Source organism: Microbacterium sp. cf332, from assembly GCF_900102175.1.
GTDB lineage: Bacteria > Actinomycetota > Actinomycetes > Actinomycetales > Microbacteriaceae > Microbacterium.
Genome location: NZ_FNKN01000001.1, coordinates 213,839 through 229,947, shown reverse-complemented (window position 1 = coordinate 229,947; position 16,109 = coordinate 213,839). Strand labels below are relative to the sequence as shown.

The 16,109-nt window shown below is 71.6% G+C and carries 14 protein-coding genes; 6 read left to right on the top strand and 8 right to left on the bottom strand.

Translation table 11 applies throughout. From position 1 onward, the window contains the following. Positions 1-48: 48 nt before the first annotated feature. Genes gmk through pyrR form a run of 8 tightly spaced genes read right to left on the bottom strand, consistent with a single transcriptional unit; the run spans position 49 to position 9,556 of the window. Positions 49-945, bottom strand: a complete 897-nt coding sequence (gmk, locus tag BLT21_RS00980; protein WP_091497726.1) for a guanylate kinase — start codon at positions 943-945, stop codon at positions 49-51. Continuing rightward, complete coding sequence (pyrF, locus tag BLT21_RS00975) at positions 938-1,807, bottom strand: orotidine-5'-phosphate decarboxylase (protein WP_091497723.1); 870 nt, start codon at positions 1,805-1,807, stop codon at positions 938-940. Before pyrF ends, gmk begins: the two co-directional genes overlap by 8 nt. Further along, positions 1,804-5,091 carry a carbamoyl-phosphate synthase large subunit gene (gene carB / locus BLT21_RS00970; RefSeq protein ID WP_091497719.1) on the bottom strand — a complete coding sequence of 1,096 codons (3,288 nt, stop codon included), beginning with the start codon at positions 5,089-5,091 and terminating at the stop codon, positions 1,804-1,806. The genes pyrF and carB overlap by 4 nt, the downstream gene beginning before the upstream one ends. Beyond that, a complete protein-coding gene (gene carA, locus BLT21_RS00965) occupies positions 5,091-6,239 on the bottom strand; it encodes a glutamine-hydrolyzing carbamoyl-phosphate synthase small subunit (protein ID WP_371113411.1) in 1,149 nt (382 codons plus the stop codon). The genes carB and carA overlap by 1 nt, the downstream gene beginning before the upstream one ends. Next, on the bottom strand, positions 6,236-6,760 hold the full coding sequence (locus tag BLT21_RS00960) for a PH-like domain-containing protein (protein ID WP_091497715.1): 525 nt from the start codon (positions 6,758-6,760) through the stop codon (positions 6,236-6,238). The genes carA and BLT21_RS00960 overlap by 4 nt, the downstream gene beginning before the upstream one ends. Next, the gene (locus BLT21_RS00955) at positions 6,757-8,067 is read right to left on the bottom strand and encodes a dihydroorotase (RefSeq protein ID WP_091497712.1); all 1,311 of its coding nucleotides are present in this window, start codon (positions 8,065-8,067) and stop codon (positions 6,757-6,759) included. The genes BLT21_RS00960 and BLT21_RS00955 overlap by 4 nt, the downstream gene beginning before the upstream one ends. Continuing rightward, positions 8,064-9,029, bottom strand: coding sequence for an aspartate carbamoyltransferase catalytic subunit (locus BLT21_RS00950; protein ID WP_091497708.1), 966 nt, complete (start codon positions 9,027-9,029; stop codon positions 8,064-8,066). The genes BLT21_RS00955 and BLT21_RS00950 overlap by 4 nt, the downstream gene beginning before the upstream one ends. Continuing rightward, positions 9,026-9,556, bottom strand: a complete 531-nt coding sequence (gene pyrR / locus BLT21_RS15480) for a bifunctional pyr operon transcriptional regulator/uracil phosphoribosyltransferase PyrR (protein WP_143024911.1) — start codon at positions 9,554-9,556, stop codon at positions 9,026-9,028. Before pyrR ends, BLT21_RS00950 begins: the two co-directional genes overlap by 4 nt. A gap of 144 nt (positions 9,557-9,700) precedes the next feature. Here pyrR and mvk point away from each other — a divergent pair, with 144 nt between their 5' ends. From mvk to BLT21_RS00920, 6 genes are read left to right on the top strand one after another with little or no spacing between them, the layout of a single operon-like run. Beyond that, the gene (mvk, locus tag BLT21_RS00945; protein WP_176786777.1) at positions 9,701-10,705 is read left to right on the top strand and encodes a mevalonate kinase; all 1,005 of its coding nucleotides are present in this window, start codon (positions 9,701-9,703) and stop codon (positions 10,703-10,705) included. Then, positions 10,702-11,670: a diphosphomevalonate decarboxylase gene (mvaD, locus tag BLT21_RS00940; RefSeq protein WP_091497700.1), complete on the top strand. Its 969-nt coding sequence runs from the start codon at positions 10,702-10,704 to the stop codon at positions 11,668-11,670. Before mvk ends, mvaD begins: the two co-directional genes overlap by 4 nt. After that, complete coding sequence (locus BLT21_RS00935) at positions 11,667-12,812, top strand: phosphomevalonate kinase (RefSeq protein ID WP_091497696.1); 1,146 nt, start codon at positions 11,667-11,669, stop codon at positions 12,810-12,812. The genes mvaD and BLT21_RS00935 overlap by 4 nt, the downstream gene beginning before the upstream one ends. Next, the gene (gene fni / locus BLT21_RS00930) at positions 12,802-13,878 is read left to right on the top strand and encodes a type 2 isopentenyl-diphosphate Delta-isomerase (RefSeq protein WP_091497692.1); all 1,077 of its coding nucleotides are present in this window, start codon (positions 12,802-12,804) and stop codon (positions 13,876-13,878) included. Before BLT21_RS00935 ends, fni begins: the two co-directional genes overlap by 11 nt. Next, positions 13,878-14,924: a hydroxymethylglutaryl-CoA reductase gene (locus BLT21_RS00925; RefSeq protein WP_091497688.1), complete on the top strand. Its 1,047-nt coding sequence runs from the start codon at positions 13,878-13,880 to the stop codon at positions 14,922-14,924. Before fni ends, BLT21_RS00925 begins: the two co-directional genes overlap by 1 nt. Then, a complete protein-coding gene (locus BLT21_RS00920; RefSeq protein ID WP_091497683.1) occupies positions 14,921-16,075 on the top strand; it encodes a hydroxymethylglutaryl-CoA synthase in 1,155 nt (384 codons plus the stop codon). Before BLT21_RS00925 ends, BLT21_RS00920 begins: the two co-directional genes overlap by 4 nt. The last annotated feature ends 34 nt before the right edge of the window (positions 16,076-16,109 follow it).

The window sequence follows — 16,109 nt, the reverse complement described above, 5'->3', positions numbered from 1 at the left end:
GAGTCTGCTGCCGCACCGCAGGCGCAGGCATCCCCCCAGTCTACGCGATCAGTCGGCCAGCGCGGCGACCTCGGCGGCTGCGCGGGCGACGGTGTCGTTCACGATGCGGTAGTCGAACTCGTTCTGCGACGCGAGCTCGACGCGCGCCGTGCGCAGCCGGCGCGCGCGCTCCTCGGCATCCTCGGTCCCACGCCCGACGAGCCGCTGCACGAGCTCGTCCCAGCTGGGCGGCAGGAGGAAGACGAGGGTCGCATCCGGCGCCGCGGCACGCACCTGTCGCGCGCCCTGCAGGTCGATCTCGAGCAGCACGGTCCGCCCCGCACCGAGGGCGGCCTCGATCGGGGCCTTCGGCGTCCCGTACCGGTGGCGGTTGTGCACCGTCGCCCACTCCAGCAGCTCATCCTCGGCGACGAGCCGGTCGAACTCGGCATCGTCGACGAAGTAGTAGTGCTCGCCGTCGACCTCGCCCGGGCGCGGCGCACGCGTGGTCGCCGACACCGACAGCAGGATCTCGGGGTGGTTGTCGCGGATGTGCGCGGCGACCGTGCCCTTACCCACGGCGGTCGGCCCGGCGAGAACCAGCAGTCGCGACCGGCCGGCCCGCGGCCGCGGCTCGGGCAGCCGCTCGTCGAGGAACGCCTGGAGCGCGAGACGTTGACGCGAGCCGAGCCCCCCCAGACGCTTGACGGGCGAGATGTCGAGGTCGGCGAGGATGCGGTCGCGCTTGTTCTCCCCGATCGCGGGGATGGCCGTCAGGAAGTCGGTGACGCGCATGGCCCCCGCGGCCGACGTCGGGTCCGCGAGGGCGCGGCGCAGCAGTTCCTGGGGCGAGATGACGCGCATCGCGACGTCCCTCTTCAGACCGGCGCGCGCCCGACGGGCCTCGACCGCGCGACGAGATGCCGCCGCCCGATCGACCTCCGGCGGCTGGGGACGATCAGCCACGTCTTTCCTCCTCCACGGCGGAGAGCTCGCGCCGGTGCTCGTCTATCGACGCCTCGATCCCGTCGGGACCGGCCGCCAGGACGCTGCGGCTCGCGCTCGCGACGACCTGCGACGCGTGCGCGCCGAACACGCCGCGCAGGTCGCGCAGTGCGGCGCCCTGCGCTCCGAAGCCCGGCGCAAGGATGGGCGCGCCGCGCAGCGCGTCGTCGCCGAGGCCGAGCTCGTCGCGGTCGACGGTGGCGCCCACGACGAGACCCACGTGGCCGAGGCCGCCGGCGTCGACCGCGGCGCGGTTCGCCCATGCGACGCCGCTCGCCACCCAGTCGGCGACCGTCTGGCCCCGCTGGGCGTCAACCGCGGTGACCTCGGCGGACTGCAGGCCGAACGCCTCCGGGTTGCTCGTCGCGGCCAGGACGAACACGCCCTTGCCGGCCCGTGCCGCCGCCGAGATGGTGCCGCGGAGCGATCCGGGCCCCAGGTACGGGCTCACGGTGACGGCATCGGCTTCCAGGGGTGCGCCCGGCTCGAGCCAGGCCGCCGCGTAGCCGTCCATCGTGCTGCCGATGTCACCCCGCTTGGCATCGGCGATGACGATCAGCCCGGCCTCGCGTGCGGCGCGCTGCACGTCCTCCAGAGCGGCGAAGCCGGCCGAGCCGTAGCGCTCGAAGAAGGCCACCTGCGGCTTGACGATGCCGACGCGCCCGTGGGCGGCCGACACGACGCGCAGGCCGAACTCTCGGACGCCCGCGGCGGAGGCCGGCAGGCCCCAGTCCGCGAGCAGCGCGGCGTGCGGATCGATGCCGACGCAGAGCGGCCCGTACTGCGCGAGCGCGCCGGTGAGGCGCTCCCCGAATCCGGTCACCGGCGCCCCGCCCGCTCGATCGCGTAGTCCTGCAGGCTCTTCACCTCGAAGCCCTCCCGGAGCACCGGCAGAGCGCTGACGGCGGCGCCGAGCACGGCCATCGTCGTGAACAGCGCCCGATCGGCGGCCACGGCGGCGGCGCGGATCTCGTAGCCGTCGGCACGCGCCGTGCCGCCCGAGGGCGTATTCACGACCATGTCGACCTCGCCGGCGTTGATGAGGTCGACGATGTTGCGCTCGTCCGAGCCCTGCGTCTCGGAGTACTTCCCGACGACCTCGACGCGGATGCCGTTGCGCGCGAGGATCTCGGCGGTGCCCTCCGTGGCGATGAGGCGGAAGCCGAGCTCCTGCAGCCGGTGGGCGGGCAGGATGACGGCGCGCTTGTCGTCGTCGGCGACCGAGAGGAACACCGTGCCCGACGTCGGCATGCCGCCGTACGCGGCGGCCTGGCTCTTCGCGAAGGCGGTCGGGAAGTCGCGGTCGATGCCCATGACCTCGCCCGTCGAGCGCATCTCGGGTCCGAGGACGGAGTCGACCGTACGGCCGTCGGCGGTGCGGAAGCGCTTGAAGGGCAGCACGGCCTCCTTGACGGCGACGGGCGCGTCCAGCGGAACTCGTGACCCGTCCTCGACGGGCAGGAGCCCCTCGGCCTTGAGCTCGGCGATCGACGAGCCCGCCATGATCCGCGATGCGGCCTTGGCGAGCGGGATGCCCAGCGCCTTCGAGACGAAGGGCACCGTGCGGCTCGCGCGGGGGTTCGCCTCGATGACGTACAGGACGCCCGCCGAGACCGCGAACTGCACGTTGAGCAGGCCGCGGACGCCGACACCGCGCGCGATGGCGAGTGTGGCCTCGCGGACCCGGTCGATCTCGGTGCGCCCGAGCGACATCGGGGGCAGCGTGCAGCTCGAATCGCCGGAGTGGATGCCGGCCTCCTCGAGGTGTTCCATCACGCCGCCGATGTAGAGCTCGTCGCCGTCGAACAGCGCGTCGACGTCGAGTTCCACGGCGTCGTCGAGGAACCGGTCGACCAGGAGCGGCAGACCGGGGCCGATGATGGCCTGGTCCGCCACGCGCACGAAGTAGTCGCGCAGGCTGTCGGTGTCGTAGACGATCTCCATGCCCCGTCCGCCGAGCACGAAGCTCGGGCGGACGAGGACGGGGTACCCGATCGACTCGGCGACCTCCACGGCGCCCTCGACGTCGATCGCGGTGCCGTTGCGGGGCGCGACGAGTCCGGCGTCGTCGAGCAGGCGCGAGAACAGCTCACGCTCCTCGGCGAGGTCGATCGCGGCGGGCTGCGTGCCCAGGATGCTGTATCCGGCCGCCTCGATCCCCTTGGCCAGGCCCAGCGGAGTCTGTCCGCCGAGCTGGCAGATGACACCGAGGATCGTGCCGGACTTCGACTCCGCGTGCAGGACCTCGAGCACGTCCTCGAGCGTCAACGGCTCGAAGTAGAGCCGGTCGCTCGTGTCGTAGTCGGTCGACACGGTCTCGGGGTTGCAGTTGACCATGATCGTCTCGTACCCGGCCTCGGCCAGCGCGAAGCTCGCGTGCACGCACGAGTAGTCGAACTCGACGCCCTGCCCGATGCGGTTGGGGCCCGAGCCGATGATGACGACCTTCGTGCGGTCGGAGGCGGTGACCTCCGTCTCGGTGTCGTACGAGGAGTAGTGGTACGGCGTGAGAGCGGGGAACTCCCCCGCGCACGTGTCCACCGTCTTGAAGACCGGCCGCAGCCCCAGGCCGTGGCGGAGGCCGCGCACCTCGTCCTCGCCGACACCGCGCAACTGCGCGATCTGCGCATCGCTGAAGCCGTGCTCCTTCGCCGTCCGCACCACGTGGACGTCGAGCTCGGCGGCCTCCGAGACGAAGGCGGCGACCTCGTTGATGAGCGCGATCTGGTCGAGGAACCACGGGTCGATCGCGGTCGCCTCGAACGCCTGCTCGATCGTCGCGCCCTTGCGCATGGCCTGCTGCAGCACCACGATGCGGCCGTCGGTCGGCGTCCGAGCGATGTCGAGCAGCTCCTCGACCGAGCGGTCCTCGTCGCCCCAGTGGAAGCTGGAGCCGCGCTTCTCGAGCGAGCGCAGCGCCTTCTGCAGAGCGGTGGCGTAGTTGCGCCCGATGGCCATCGCCTCGCCGACCGACTTCATGGTCGTCGTGAGCGTCGTGTCGGCGGCGGGGAACTTCTCGAAGTTGAATCGCGGCACCTTGACCACGACGTAGTCGAGGGTCGGCTCGAAGCTCGCCGGCGTCACCTTGGTGATGTCGTTCGGGATCTCGTCGAGCCGGTAGCCGATGGCGAGCTTCGCCGCGATCTTGGCGATCGGGAAGCCCGTCGCCTTCGAGGCGAGCGCCGACGAGCGCGAGACGCGCGGGTTCATCTCGATGACGATGATCCGGCCCGTCTGAGGGTCGACGGCGAACTGGATGTTGCAGCCGCCGGTGTCGACGCCGACCGCGCGGATGATGTCGATGCCGATGTCGCGCATCTTCTGGTACTCGCGGTCGGTCAGCGTCAGCGCGGGGGCCACGGTGATGGAGTCGCCGGTGTGCACGCCGACCGGGTCGACGTTCTCGATCGAGCAGACGACCACGGTGTTGTCGGCCGTGTCGCGCATGAGCTCGAGCTCGTACTCCTTCCACCCGAGGATCGACTCCTCGAGCAGCACCTCGGTCGTGGGCGAGTCGCGCAGCCCGGCGCCGGCGATACGGCGCAGGTCGTTCTCGTCGTAGGCGAAACCGGAGCCGAGCCCACCCATCGTGAACGAGGGACGGACGACCAGCGGATAGCCGAGCTCGGCCGCGCCGGCGAGCACCTCGTCCATCGTGTGGCAGATACGGCTGTCGGCGACATCCGCCCCCGAGTCGATGACGAGCTGCTTGAAGATCTGGCGGTCCTCGCCCTTGTTGATCGCCTCGAAGTTCGCGCCGATCAGCTCGATGTCGTACTTCTCGAGGATGCCGTGCTTGTGCAGGTCGATCGCGGCGTTCAGCGCGGTCTGACCGCCGAGGGTCGGCAGGATCGCGTCGGGGCGCTCCTTGGCGATGATCGTCTCGATGACCTGCCACGTGATCGGCTCGATGTACGTGGCATCGGCGAAGTCGGGGTCGGTCATGATCGTCGCGGGGTTCGAGTTCACCAGGATGACGCGCACGCCCTCCTCCCGGAGGACGCGGCACGCCTGGGTGCCGGAGTAGTCGAACTCGCAGGCCTGGCCGATGACGATCGGGCCCGACCCGATGACGAGGACGCTCTGGATATCGTCGCGCTTGGGCATCAGTTCTTGGTCTCCTGGGTCGCGATCACGAGGTCGCGGAAGCGGTCGAAGAGGTAGTTGGCATCGTGCGGTCCCGCCGCGGCCTCGGGGTGGTACTGCACCGAGAAGGCGGGCAGGTCGAGGGCGCGCAGGCCCTCCACGACGTTGTCGTTGAGGCCCACGTGGCTGACCTCCACGCGGCCGAAGCCGGCGGGGCTGTCGATGACGCCCTCGAGGGGCGCGTCGACGGCGAAGCCGTGGTTGTGGGCGGTGATCTCGACGCGGCCGGTCTGCTTGTCGAGCACCGGCTGGTTGATGCCGCGGTGCCCGAAGGGCAGTTTGTACGTGCCGAAGCCGAGGGCGCGGCCGAGCAGCTGATTGCCGAAGCAGATGCCGAAGAAGGGCAGCCGCTCGGCGAGCACACCGCGCAGCAGCTCGACGTGATGGTCGCTCGCGGCGGGATCGCCGGGCCCGTTCGAGTAGAAGACGGCGACCGGATCGATGGCGCGAAGCTGCTCGAGGGTCACGTCCTGCGGCAGGACGTGGACGTCGAAGCCGCGCGCGGCGAGGTTGTTCACCGTGGCCTGCTTGACGCCGAGGTCGAGCACCGCGAGGTTGCCCAGGCGCTCACCCGCCGCCGGCGTCACCTCCGCGGCGGGCACCGACACCTCGGCCGAGAGGTTGCGGCCGCTCATCGCCGGGGCCTCGCGCACGATGCGCAGCTGCTCGTCGGGGTCGATGTCGGCGGCGTCTCCGCTGAACACGCCGCCGCGCATCGAGCCGGCGGAGCGCAGGACCCGGGTCACGGCGCGCGTGTCGATGCCGCTGATGCCGACGATGCCGTCGCTCTCGAGCGACGCGTCGAGCGAGTTCTCGGAGCGCCAGTTCGACACGACGCGCGAGGGATCGCGGACGATGTAGCCGGCCACCCAGATGCGTCGCGACTCGACGTCCTCGGCGTTCATGCCGGTGTTGCCGATGTGGGGGGCGGTCTGCAGCACGATCTGACCGGCGTACGACGGATCGGTCAGGGTCTCCTGGTATCCGGTCATGCCGGTGGCGAAGACGACCTCGCCGAGAGTGGTGCCGCGCGCGCCATAGGCGCGGCCGACGTGGCGGGTTCCGTCCTCGAGAACGAGCACGGCGGGGTCACGGGTGAACAGGGTCACGCGTCGCCTCCTGGGGTCTGAGTGGGGGTCACGATGGTCTGGATGGACTCGGCCAGGGCACGCGCCGAGGCGGTCTGGGGGCGGAAGTAGCTGTCGACGATCGTCTCGTCGTCGATCAGCCAGCACAGGCGGGTCAGCCCCTGCTTCTCGACGACGCGGTCGATCGCGACCGTGGCCTGATCGACCGAGACAATGCGCTCGGCGGGGATGAACAGCCGGGGCTGACCGGTCAGGTCGATGGCCACTCCACCGCCGGCGGGGCCGTCGGCGACGATGACCTCGACACGGGATCGGAAGCCGAGTCCGCGGATGGCGAGGCGCTCGAGCGGCTCGTCGTGGCGGGTCGTCGCGACGTACAGTCCCGAGATCACCGCCGTCTCGACGGCACGGTCGGGCAGTTCGCCGACCGGCGCGGTGAGGCCGCTGTCGCGCCGCGTTCGTCGTCGCCACGCCCACACGCCGAGAGCGAGCAGGACGAGCGCGACCGCCACCATCACGAGCAGCGCGCCCTCGCGGCTCACGCGCGCACCCCGGCCGTGTCGAGCAGGTGACCGTCGGCCACGGTCGCGGTGCCGCGGAAGAAGGTCCAGCGCACCTCGCCGGGCAGTTCGCGATCGAGGTAGGGCGAGTTCACGCTGCGGCCGCGCAGGTCGGCGGCCGAGAAGGTGCGCACGGGCCGCGGGTCGTACAGCGTGAACGAGCCCGGGCGTCCCGCCTCGAGGGGCGTGCCGCTGTCGTCGAGACGACCGATGCGGGCGGGAGCCGCCGACATGACGCGCGCGACGTCGTCCCAGCTCAGCATCCCCGTGTCGACGACGGCCTGCTGCACGACGCGAAGCGCCGACTCGAGGCCGACCATGCCGTTCGCCGCTGCGGCCCACTCGCACGTCTTCGCCTCGGCGGGGTGCGGAGCGTGGTCGGTCGCGACGATGTCGATCGTGCCGTCGGCCAGTCCCTCGCGAACGGCCAGCACATCCTCGTCGCGCCGGAGCGGCGGGTTGACCTTGAAGCGCGCGTCGTAGCCGCGCACCAGCTCCTCCGAGAGCAGCAGGTGGTGGGGGGTGACCTCGGCGGTGACGTTCACGCCGCGCTTCTTCGCCCACCGGATGATGTCGACCGAGCCGGCCGTCGAGAGGTGGCAGACGTGGAGACGAGACCCCACGTGCTCGGCCAGCAGCACGTCGCGGGCGATGATCGACTCCTCGGCCACGGCCGGCCACCCGGCCAGACCGAGCTCGGCCGAGACGGTGCCCTCGTTCATCTGCGCGCCCTCGGTCAGCCGCGGGTCCTGCGCGTGCTGCGCGACGACCCCGTCGAACGACTTCACGTACTCGAGGGCACGCCGCATGATGAGCGGGTCGAACACGCAGAATCCGTCGTCGCTGAACACCCGCACGCGCGCGCGGGAGGCGGCCATGGCTCCCAGCTCGGCGAGCCGCTCGCCCTTCTGACCGATGGTCACGGCGCCGATCGGCTGCACGTGGACGTAGCCCGCCGCTTCGCCGAGGGCGAGCTCTTGTTCGACGACGCCGGCCGTGTCGGCGACGGGCGAGGTGTTGGGCATCGCGAACACCGTCGTGTAGCCGCCGGCCGCCGCCGCACGCGAACCGGTCAGGATCGTCTCCGACGCCTCGTAACCGGGTTCGCGCAGGTGGGTGTGGAGGTCGACCAGGCCGGGCAGCGCGATGAGCCCGTCGGCGTCGACGACCGTCGCACCCGATGCGCTCAGGTGCGACCCGGTCTCGGCGACGAGGCCGTCCCGGACGATCATGTCCATCGCGTCGCCGCCGGCGCGGCGGGCCCCGCGGATGAGGAAGCTCTCGCTCATCGTCCGTCCTCCTCAGCATCGGTGCGCTCCCCCGCCAGCAGCAGGTAGAGCACGGCCATCCGCACCGACACACCGTTCGCGACCTGCTCGAGCACGGTCGAGCGCGGCGAATCGGCGGCAGCGGCGGAGATCTCCATCCCCCGGTTCATCGGCCCGGGGTGCAGCACAATGCTATCGGCCGGCAGAGCCGCCAGACGCTCGGCGTCCAGGCCCCACGTCCGCGAATACTCCCGTTCAGTGGGGAAATACGCGGCGTTCATGCGCTCGAGCTGGATGCGCAGCATCATCAGCGCGTCGGGTCCGTCCGCGATCGCCTCGTCGAGGTCATAACGCACGCGCACCGGCCAGGCCGACACGTCCTGCGGGACGAGGGTGGGCGGCGCGACGAGAGTGACCTCGGCTCCGAGGGTCGCGAGGAGCCAGACGTTCGAGCGTGCGACGCGGGAGTGCAGGATGTCGCCGACGATGGTCACCCGCAGGCCGGCGAGATCGCGGCCGCGACTGTCGTCGCCGAAGAAGCGCTTGCGCACCGTGAAGGCGTCGAGCAGCGCCTGCGTCGGATGCGCGTGGGTGCCGTCCCCGGCGTTCACCACGCCCGCGCTGATCCATCCGCTCGTCGCGAGGGTCTGCGGCGCGCCCGACGCTCCGTGCCGGATGACGACGGCGTCGGCTCCCATCGCCTGCAGCGTCTGGGCGGTGTCCTGGAGCGACTCGCCCTTCGACACCGACGAGCCCTTGGCGGAGAAGTTGATGACGTCCGCGGAGAGCCGCTTCGCGGCCGCCTCGAACGAGATGCGCGTGCGGGTCGAGTCCTCGAAGAAGAGGTTCACGACGGTCTTGCCGCGCAGGGTGGGGAGCTTCCGCACCTCGCGCTGCTGGGTCGCGGCCATGTCCTCCGCGACGTCGAGGATGCGCAGCGCCCGGGCGCGGTCGAGCTCTTTCGTGTCGAGGAGGTGCCTCATGAGCCGATCGTCACCTCCTCGGCGCCGTCGATCTCGCGAAGACGCACGTTGACGCGCTCCTCGCGGGCGCTCGGGAGGTTCTTGCCGACGAAGTCGGGCCGGATGGGCAGCTCACGGTGGCCCCGGTCGACCAGGGTCGCGAGGCGGACCGCCGCGGGGCGGCCGATGTCCTGGAGAGCGTCGAGGGCCGCGCGGATCGAACGGCCCGAGAAGAGCACGTCGTCGACGAGGACCACGGTCTTCCCGTCGACCCCGCCGGCCGGGATGTCGGTGGGCTGCGGCGCCCGCGTGGGGTTGCGATGCAGATCGTCGCGGTACATCGTCACGTCGAGGGCTCCGACGGGTACCGCGGTTCCGGAGATGTCGGCGAGCAGCGCGCCGATGCGGGACGCGAGGGGCACTCCCCGCCGGGGGATCCCGAGGATGACGAGCTCGGCGGGTCCCCTGTTCGACTCGAGGATCTCGTGCGAGATCCTCGTCAGGGCCCGGGCTATGTCGGCTTCATGCAGCACGGTTCGCGTGCTCATCCGCCACTCCCTTCTCCGCCTCACGGGACGGTGTTAAAGGTTGCTGGGTGCGGCGCCCATGATAGCGCCCGGACGGGCCCCGCGGCACATCCGCCGGCGCTCGGGTCGCAGGCAGGGGCGGGCTGTTACGCTCGACGAAATTCCATGACTGCATCGACCGACGTCCCCATCGCACCGGACGCTCGTCTGCACGCGGCGACGCACGGCTCGGCCGCGGAGCCGGGAGCGACGGGCCGCGCCGGTGCGAAGGCTATCCTCCTCGGCGAGCACGCGGTCGTCTACGGCCGGCCCGCGATCGCCGTCCCCGTGCGCGCCTTGGGCGTCGAAGCGGTGGCGCGTCCCGCGGCGGGTCCGGGCCGCCTGTCGAGCACGCTCTACCACGGCCCGATCGCACGGGCGCCGGAGCGCCTCGCGGTCACGATGACGGCGATGCGGGCCGCGCTCGCCGCAGCCGGACAGCCGACCGCGCACCTGGACATCGCGATCGACAGCAGCATCCCCGCCGAACGCGGACTCGGCTCGAGCGCCGCGGTGTCGGCCGCCGTGATCGAGGCCGTCCTGGGCGCCTGCGGGTACACCGCCGACGACGAGACCATGCACGAACTGATTCAGACCGCCGAGCGCGCTGCGCATGGGGCGCCGAGCGGCCTCGACGCCCGCACCGTCCGGGCCCGTGCCGCGGTCTGGTTCGACGGCGGGCGCATCGAGCGCGTCGCGGTGGGATCCGACCTCGTCTTCGTGATCGCGGACACGGGTGTGCGCGGGCGCACCCGCGAGGCCGTGGCTGCCGTGGCGCAGCGTCGTGCCGAGGCGCCGGCGGCCGTCGAACGCTCTCTCGACGAGCTCGGAAGCCTCGCGACCGATCTGCGCGAGCACGTCTCGCACGGCGACCGCGCGGCGATCGGCGACGCGATGGCCCGCGCGCACGTGCTGCTGAACGGCCTCGGCGTCGGCGATCCCGCGCTCGACCACCTCGTGGACGCCGCGACCGCCGGCGGTGCTCTGGGTGCCAAGCTCACGGGCGGCGGCCGGGGCGGATGCGTCCTCGCGCTCGCGTCCGATGCCGCCTCCGCTGTCGAACTGAGCGAACGACTCACCCGCGCCGGCGCCGCCGCGGTCTGGACCACCACCGTCGAAGGATCGTCATGAGCACCGCGACCGCCATCGCGCATCCCAACATCGCCCTCGTGAAGTACTGGGGCAAGCGCGACAGCGCCATCAATCTGCCCGCGACGGGCAGCCTCTCCATGACGCTCGACATCTTCCCGACGACGACGACGGTCTCGCTCGACGACAGCGCCGACCACGACGTCCTGGTCTTCAACGGCGCGGAGCGGACCGACGGCCCGGCCGAGCGCGTCACGCGCTTCCTCGACATCGTGCGCGATCTCGCCGGCAGCGCCCTCCGTGCGCGCGTCGAGACGGTCAACACGGTCCCCTCGGCGGCGGGCCTCGCGTCGTCCGCCTCGGGCTTCGCAGCCCTCGCCGTCGCCGCTGCCAGCGCGTACGGACTCGACCTCGATGCTGCGGCGCTCAGCCGGCTGGCACGCCGCGGATCGGGCTCGGCATCACGCTCGGTCATCCCCGGCTTCGCGGTCTGGCACGCCGGCGACGACGACGCCTCCTCGTTCGCGGAGCCCGTCGACGCGCCCGACCTCGCGATGGTCGTGGCGATGGTCGAGAAGGGCGAGAAAGCGGTGTCGAGCCGCGAGGCGATGCGGCGCACGGTTCTCACCTCGCCCTTCTACCCGGCGTGGGTGTCGTCGACCGCCGAGAGTCTCGAGGCCGCGATCGAGGCCTGCCGGGCGGGCGACATCGAGCGACTCGGACGGATCACCGAGGTCAACGCGCTCCGCATGCACGCGCTCATCCAGTCGTGCGACCCGCCCATCCGGTACCTGAGCCCCGTCAGCATCGAGATCTTCGACCGGATCGCGGCCCTCCGCGACACCGGCGTCGACGCGTGGGCGACCGCCGACGCCGGCCCGAACGTCGTCGTCCTCACCCGGCCCGAGTCGGTCTCCGCCGTGACGGCCGCTCTCGACGGCGTCAACGAGCTCGCGGTCGCCCACCCCGGACCCGCCGCATCGCTGCTCCCTCGGACAGACGGATGACGCGCTCCGACGCATCGGGCGCGATCGTCACTCGCGCGCCGGGCAAGCTCTTCGTCGCCGGCGAGTACGCCGTGGTGTCGCCCGGGCAGCCCTCCGTGCTCATCGCGGTCGATCGCTACCTGACGGTCTCGCTCACCGAGAGCGTCGACGCCGGCAGCATCCACTCCCCCGAGTACAGCCGGATGCCGGTGCGCTGGACGCGCGGCCAGGACGGCCTCACGCTCGATCGCGAGCACCACCCGTACGACTACGTCATCGCGGCGATCGAGGCATCCGAGCGGCTGCGGTCGGAGCGCGGGCTGCGTCCCCGGTTCTTCGACCTGCACATCGAGAGCGGACTCGACGACCCGAGCGGTCGCAAGTTCGGGCTGGGCTCGTCGGCGGCGGTCACCGTCGCAACCGTCGCCGCCATTGACGAGTTCTACGGGTTCGGGCTGGGGACGCGCGGCCGTTACGAGCTGGCGATGCTCGCCACGATCGCCGTGGCCCCCAACGCCTCCGGCGGGGATGTCGCCGCCAGCACCTACGGCGGGTGGATCGGCTACCGGTCTCCGGACCGCGACCGCCTGCGCGCGGCGCGCGCCGAGCGGGGCGTCGGTGCGGTGCTTGGCAGCGATGCCTGGGCCGGCACGGAGATCATCCGGCTCGCCGCCCCCGAAGACGTGAGCCTGCTGGTGGGCTGGACGGGACACCCCGCATCAACGGAGCGACTAGTCAGCGGAGTCTCCCGCGGTGCCGACGTCGGCGGCGACGCGCACGCCGGATTCCTCGAGGCCTCCCGATCCTGCGTCGAGGACCTGTGGCGCGCGCTCGCCGTGCGCGACGGCGCTGGTCACGAGCACCCGGGCGCAGCGACCGGGCTCGCCCTCGATGCCATCCGCCGCAACCGACGCCTCCTGCAGGGTCTGGGCGAGCGCTCGGGAGTGACGATCGAGACCGAGCGGCTGCGCGTCCTCTGCGACGCCGCCGAGCGCATCGGCGCCGCGGGGAAGCCGTCCGGTGCCGGCGGCGGAGACTGCGGCATCGTCCTCGCACCGGCGGGCGCCGACGTCGCGGGGATGCTGCGCGTCTGGGAGACCAACGACATCCGCCACCTCACGATCGCCGTCCACCCGCCCGAAGGAGCGCATCATGCCGGCTGAACAGGCCTCCGAGCGCAAGGACGATCACGTCCGACTCGCCGCCGCCCAGCAGAAGGAGGCGCCGCGGCCGAACGGCTGGGACGACGTCCGGTTCGTCCATCACGCGCTCGCCGGCGTCGACGCCGACCGCGTCGACCTCGGCGTCGAGGTCGCCGGTTCGCGCTGGGCACTGCCGTTCTACGTCAACGCGATGACCGGCGGCAGCGCGTCGACCGGTGCCATCAACCGCGACCTCGCGATCGCCGCGCGCGAGACCGGCGTCGCGATCGCCTCGGGATCGCTGAGCATCGCACTCGACAACCCCGAGCTCATGTCGACCTTCCGGGTCATCCGCGACGAGAACCCCGACGGCTTCGTCATGGCCAACGTCGGGATCGAGCGATCGCCGGCGGATGCGCAGCGCGCCGTCGACGCGCTCGGCGCCGACGCGCTCCAGGTGCACGTCAACGCGATGCAGGAGACGGTGATGCCCGAGGGCAGCCGATCGTTCTCGAGCTGGCCCGGGTCGCTCGAGGCCATCGTCGCCGCGGTCGACGTGCCCGTCGTGGTCAAGGAGGTCGGTTTCGGCCTCAGCGCCGCCACCCTCTCGCGTCTCTCGTCGATCGGCGTGAAGTTCGCCGACGTGTCCGGGGTCGGCGGAACCGATTTCATGCGCATCGAGAACGACCGCCGGTCGGGCCGCGACTACGCCTACCTCGCGGGGTGGGGCCAGTCCGCCGTCGAGTGCCTGCTCGAGGCGCCCGCCGACGCGCCCACGCTGCTCGCGTCGGGAGGCGTGCGAACACCTCTCGACGTCGCACGGGGGCTCGCCCTCGGCGCGCGGGCCGTCGGAGCATCGGGCTCGTTCCTCTCCGTCGTTCTCGACGGCGGCGCGGATGCCCTAATCTCGCGGATCCGGGAATGGTCTGACCACCTGACGGCGTTGCACTCCCTGGTGGGGGCGACCCGTCCCGCGGACCTCCGCCGGACCGACCTGATGATCCACGGAGGCGCGGCGGAGTTCGCCCGTGCTCGGGGCATCGACATCGACAGCCTGGCGCGTCGCGCCGGCGGGAAGGACGCGTGATGAGCGCCGAGTTCACCCCGATCCCCCTGCGCTGGGTGGGACCGCTGCGGCTCACGGGCGACGTCGAGACCGAGCAGGATGTGCCGCTCGCCACCTACGAGTCGCCGCTGTGGCCCTCCGTCGGCCGCGGTGCCCGCATCTCGCGTCTGGTCGAGGACGGGATCCGCGTCACCGTCGTCGACGAGCGGATGACCCGGTCGTCCCTGTTCGTCGCCGACAGCGCCGCCGCTGCCGTCGCCGCGTCGCGCGCGATCGTCGAGCGGTTCGACGAGCTGGCAGCCGCGGTCTCGGAACGCAGCCGTCACGCGAAGCTCATCGATCTCGACACCGAGATCGTGGGGAACCTGCTGTACCTCCGCTTCGCGCTCACGACCGGTGACGCCTCGGGGCACAACATGGTGACCTTCGCCGCGGAGACCCTGATGGAGCGGGTGCTGTCGTGGCACCCCGAGCTGTCGTACGGCTCGATCTCCGGCAACTACTGCACGGACAAGAAGGCCACGGCCGTCAACGGCATCCTCGGCCGCGGGCGCAGCGTCATCGCCGAGATCCTGATCCCCGCCGAGCTCGTCGACAAGCAGCTGCGCTCGACGGCGCAGCGCATCGTCGATCTGAACGTGCAGAAGAACCTGGTCGGCTCGACGATCGCCGGCGCGCTGCGGTCGGCCAACGCCCACTACGCGAACATGCTGCTGGCGTTCTATCTCGCCACGGGCCAGGATGCCGCGAACATCGTCGAGGGCTCTCAGGGCTTCACATGGGCCGAGGTGCGCGGGGACGGCGACCTGTACTTCTCGTGCACGCTGCCCCACCTCATCGTCGGCACCGTCGGCAACGGCAAGGACCTGCCCGCGGTCGACGACGCCCTCGCGCGGCTCGGCTGCCGCGACGAGCGCCCGTCCGGCGAGAACGCTCGGCGTCTCGCCGGGCTGATCGCCGCCACCGTCCTCTGCGGCGAGCTCTCGCTGCTCGCCGCCCAGACCAACCCCGGGGAGCTGATGCAATCGCACCTTCTCCTCGAGCGCCGGAAGGATTCCTCGAAGTGACCACCATCGGCATCCACGACCTCGCCGTCGCCACCGCCTCGCACGTCGTCGAGCTCGACGACCTGGCCGCCCGGGCCGACATCGACCCCGCCAAGTTCCGTATCGGGCTCGGGCAGGAGCAGATGAGCATCCCCGGCCTCGACGAGGACATCGTCACCATGGGTGCGGCCGCGGCTCAGCGCATCATCGACCGCCACGGCGTCGACGGCATCCGCACGCTGTTCTTCGCCACCGAGACCGGTATCGACCAGTCCCGCGCCGCAGGTGTGCACGTCCACGAGCTGCTGGGCCTGCCGCGATCGGTGCGGGTCGTCGAACTGAAGCAGGCCTGCTACTCGGCGACCGCCGCGTTGCAGGCGGCGGCCGGCCTCATCGCGCGGAACCCCGACGAGCGCGTCCTCGTGATCGCCAGCGATGTCGCCCGTTACGAGCTCGACACGGCTGCGGAGCCCACGCAGGGCGCCGGCGCGGTCGCGTTCCTCGTCGCGGCCGACCCCGCCGTCGCGGTCCTCGAGACCGCCGCCGGCGTCTACACCGCGGAGGTCGACGACTTCTGGCGGCCGAACGACAGCGTGACCGCCGTCGTCGACGGCAAGCTGTCGGTCAGCGCCTACCTCGACGGGGTCGCCGGCGCGTGGGACGACTACCGGTCGCGCGGCGGCGTCGACATCGACGAGATCGACTGGTTCTGCCACCACCAGCCCTTCACGAAGATGGCGGTCAAGGCGCATCGGGCTCTCGCGCAGCACGTCGGCGTCGAGCTCGACCCCGAGCTCGTCACCGCCACGACGGGCTACAACCGTCGCATCGGCAACTCGTACACCGCTTCGCTCTACATCGCGCTGGCCGCGCTCCTCGAGAGCGACCGCGACCTCACCGGCGCGCGCATCGGTCTCTTCAGCTACGGCTCGGGCTCGGTCAGCGAGTTCTTCACGCTCGTGGTGCAGTCGGGCTACCAGCAGGCGACGCGCGGCGCCGAGACCGAGGCGATCCTCGCGGCACGCACCCCCGTCGACGTGCCGACCTACCGCGAGCTGCATGACGCGACGCACCGTGACAGTACGGTCGACGTCGAGATCGCTCCCGATTCGGCCGGCCCGTTCCACTTCGCCGGTCTCTCCGGACGGGCCCGCCGCTACACCCGTCGCTGACGCCGCGTCCGCGGCGCACAGCGGAAAGGCCCCG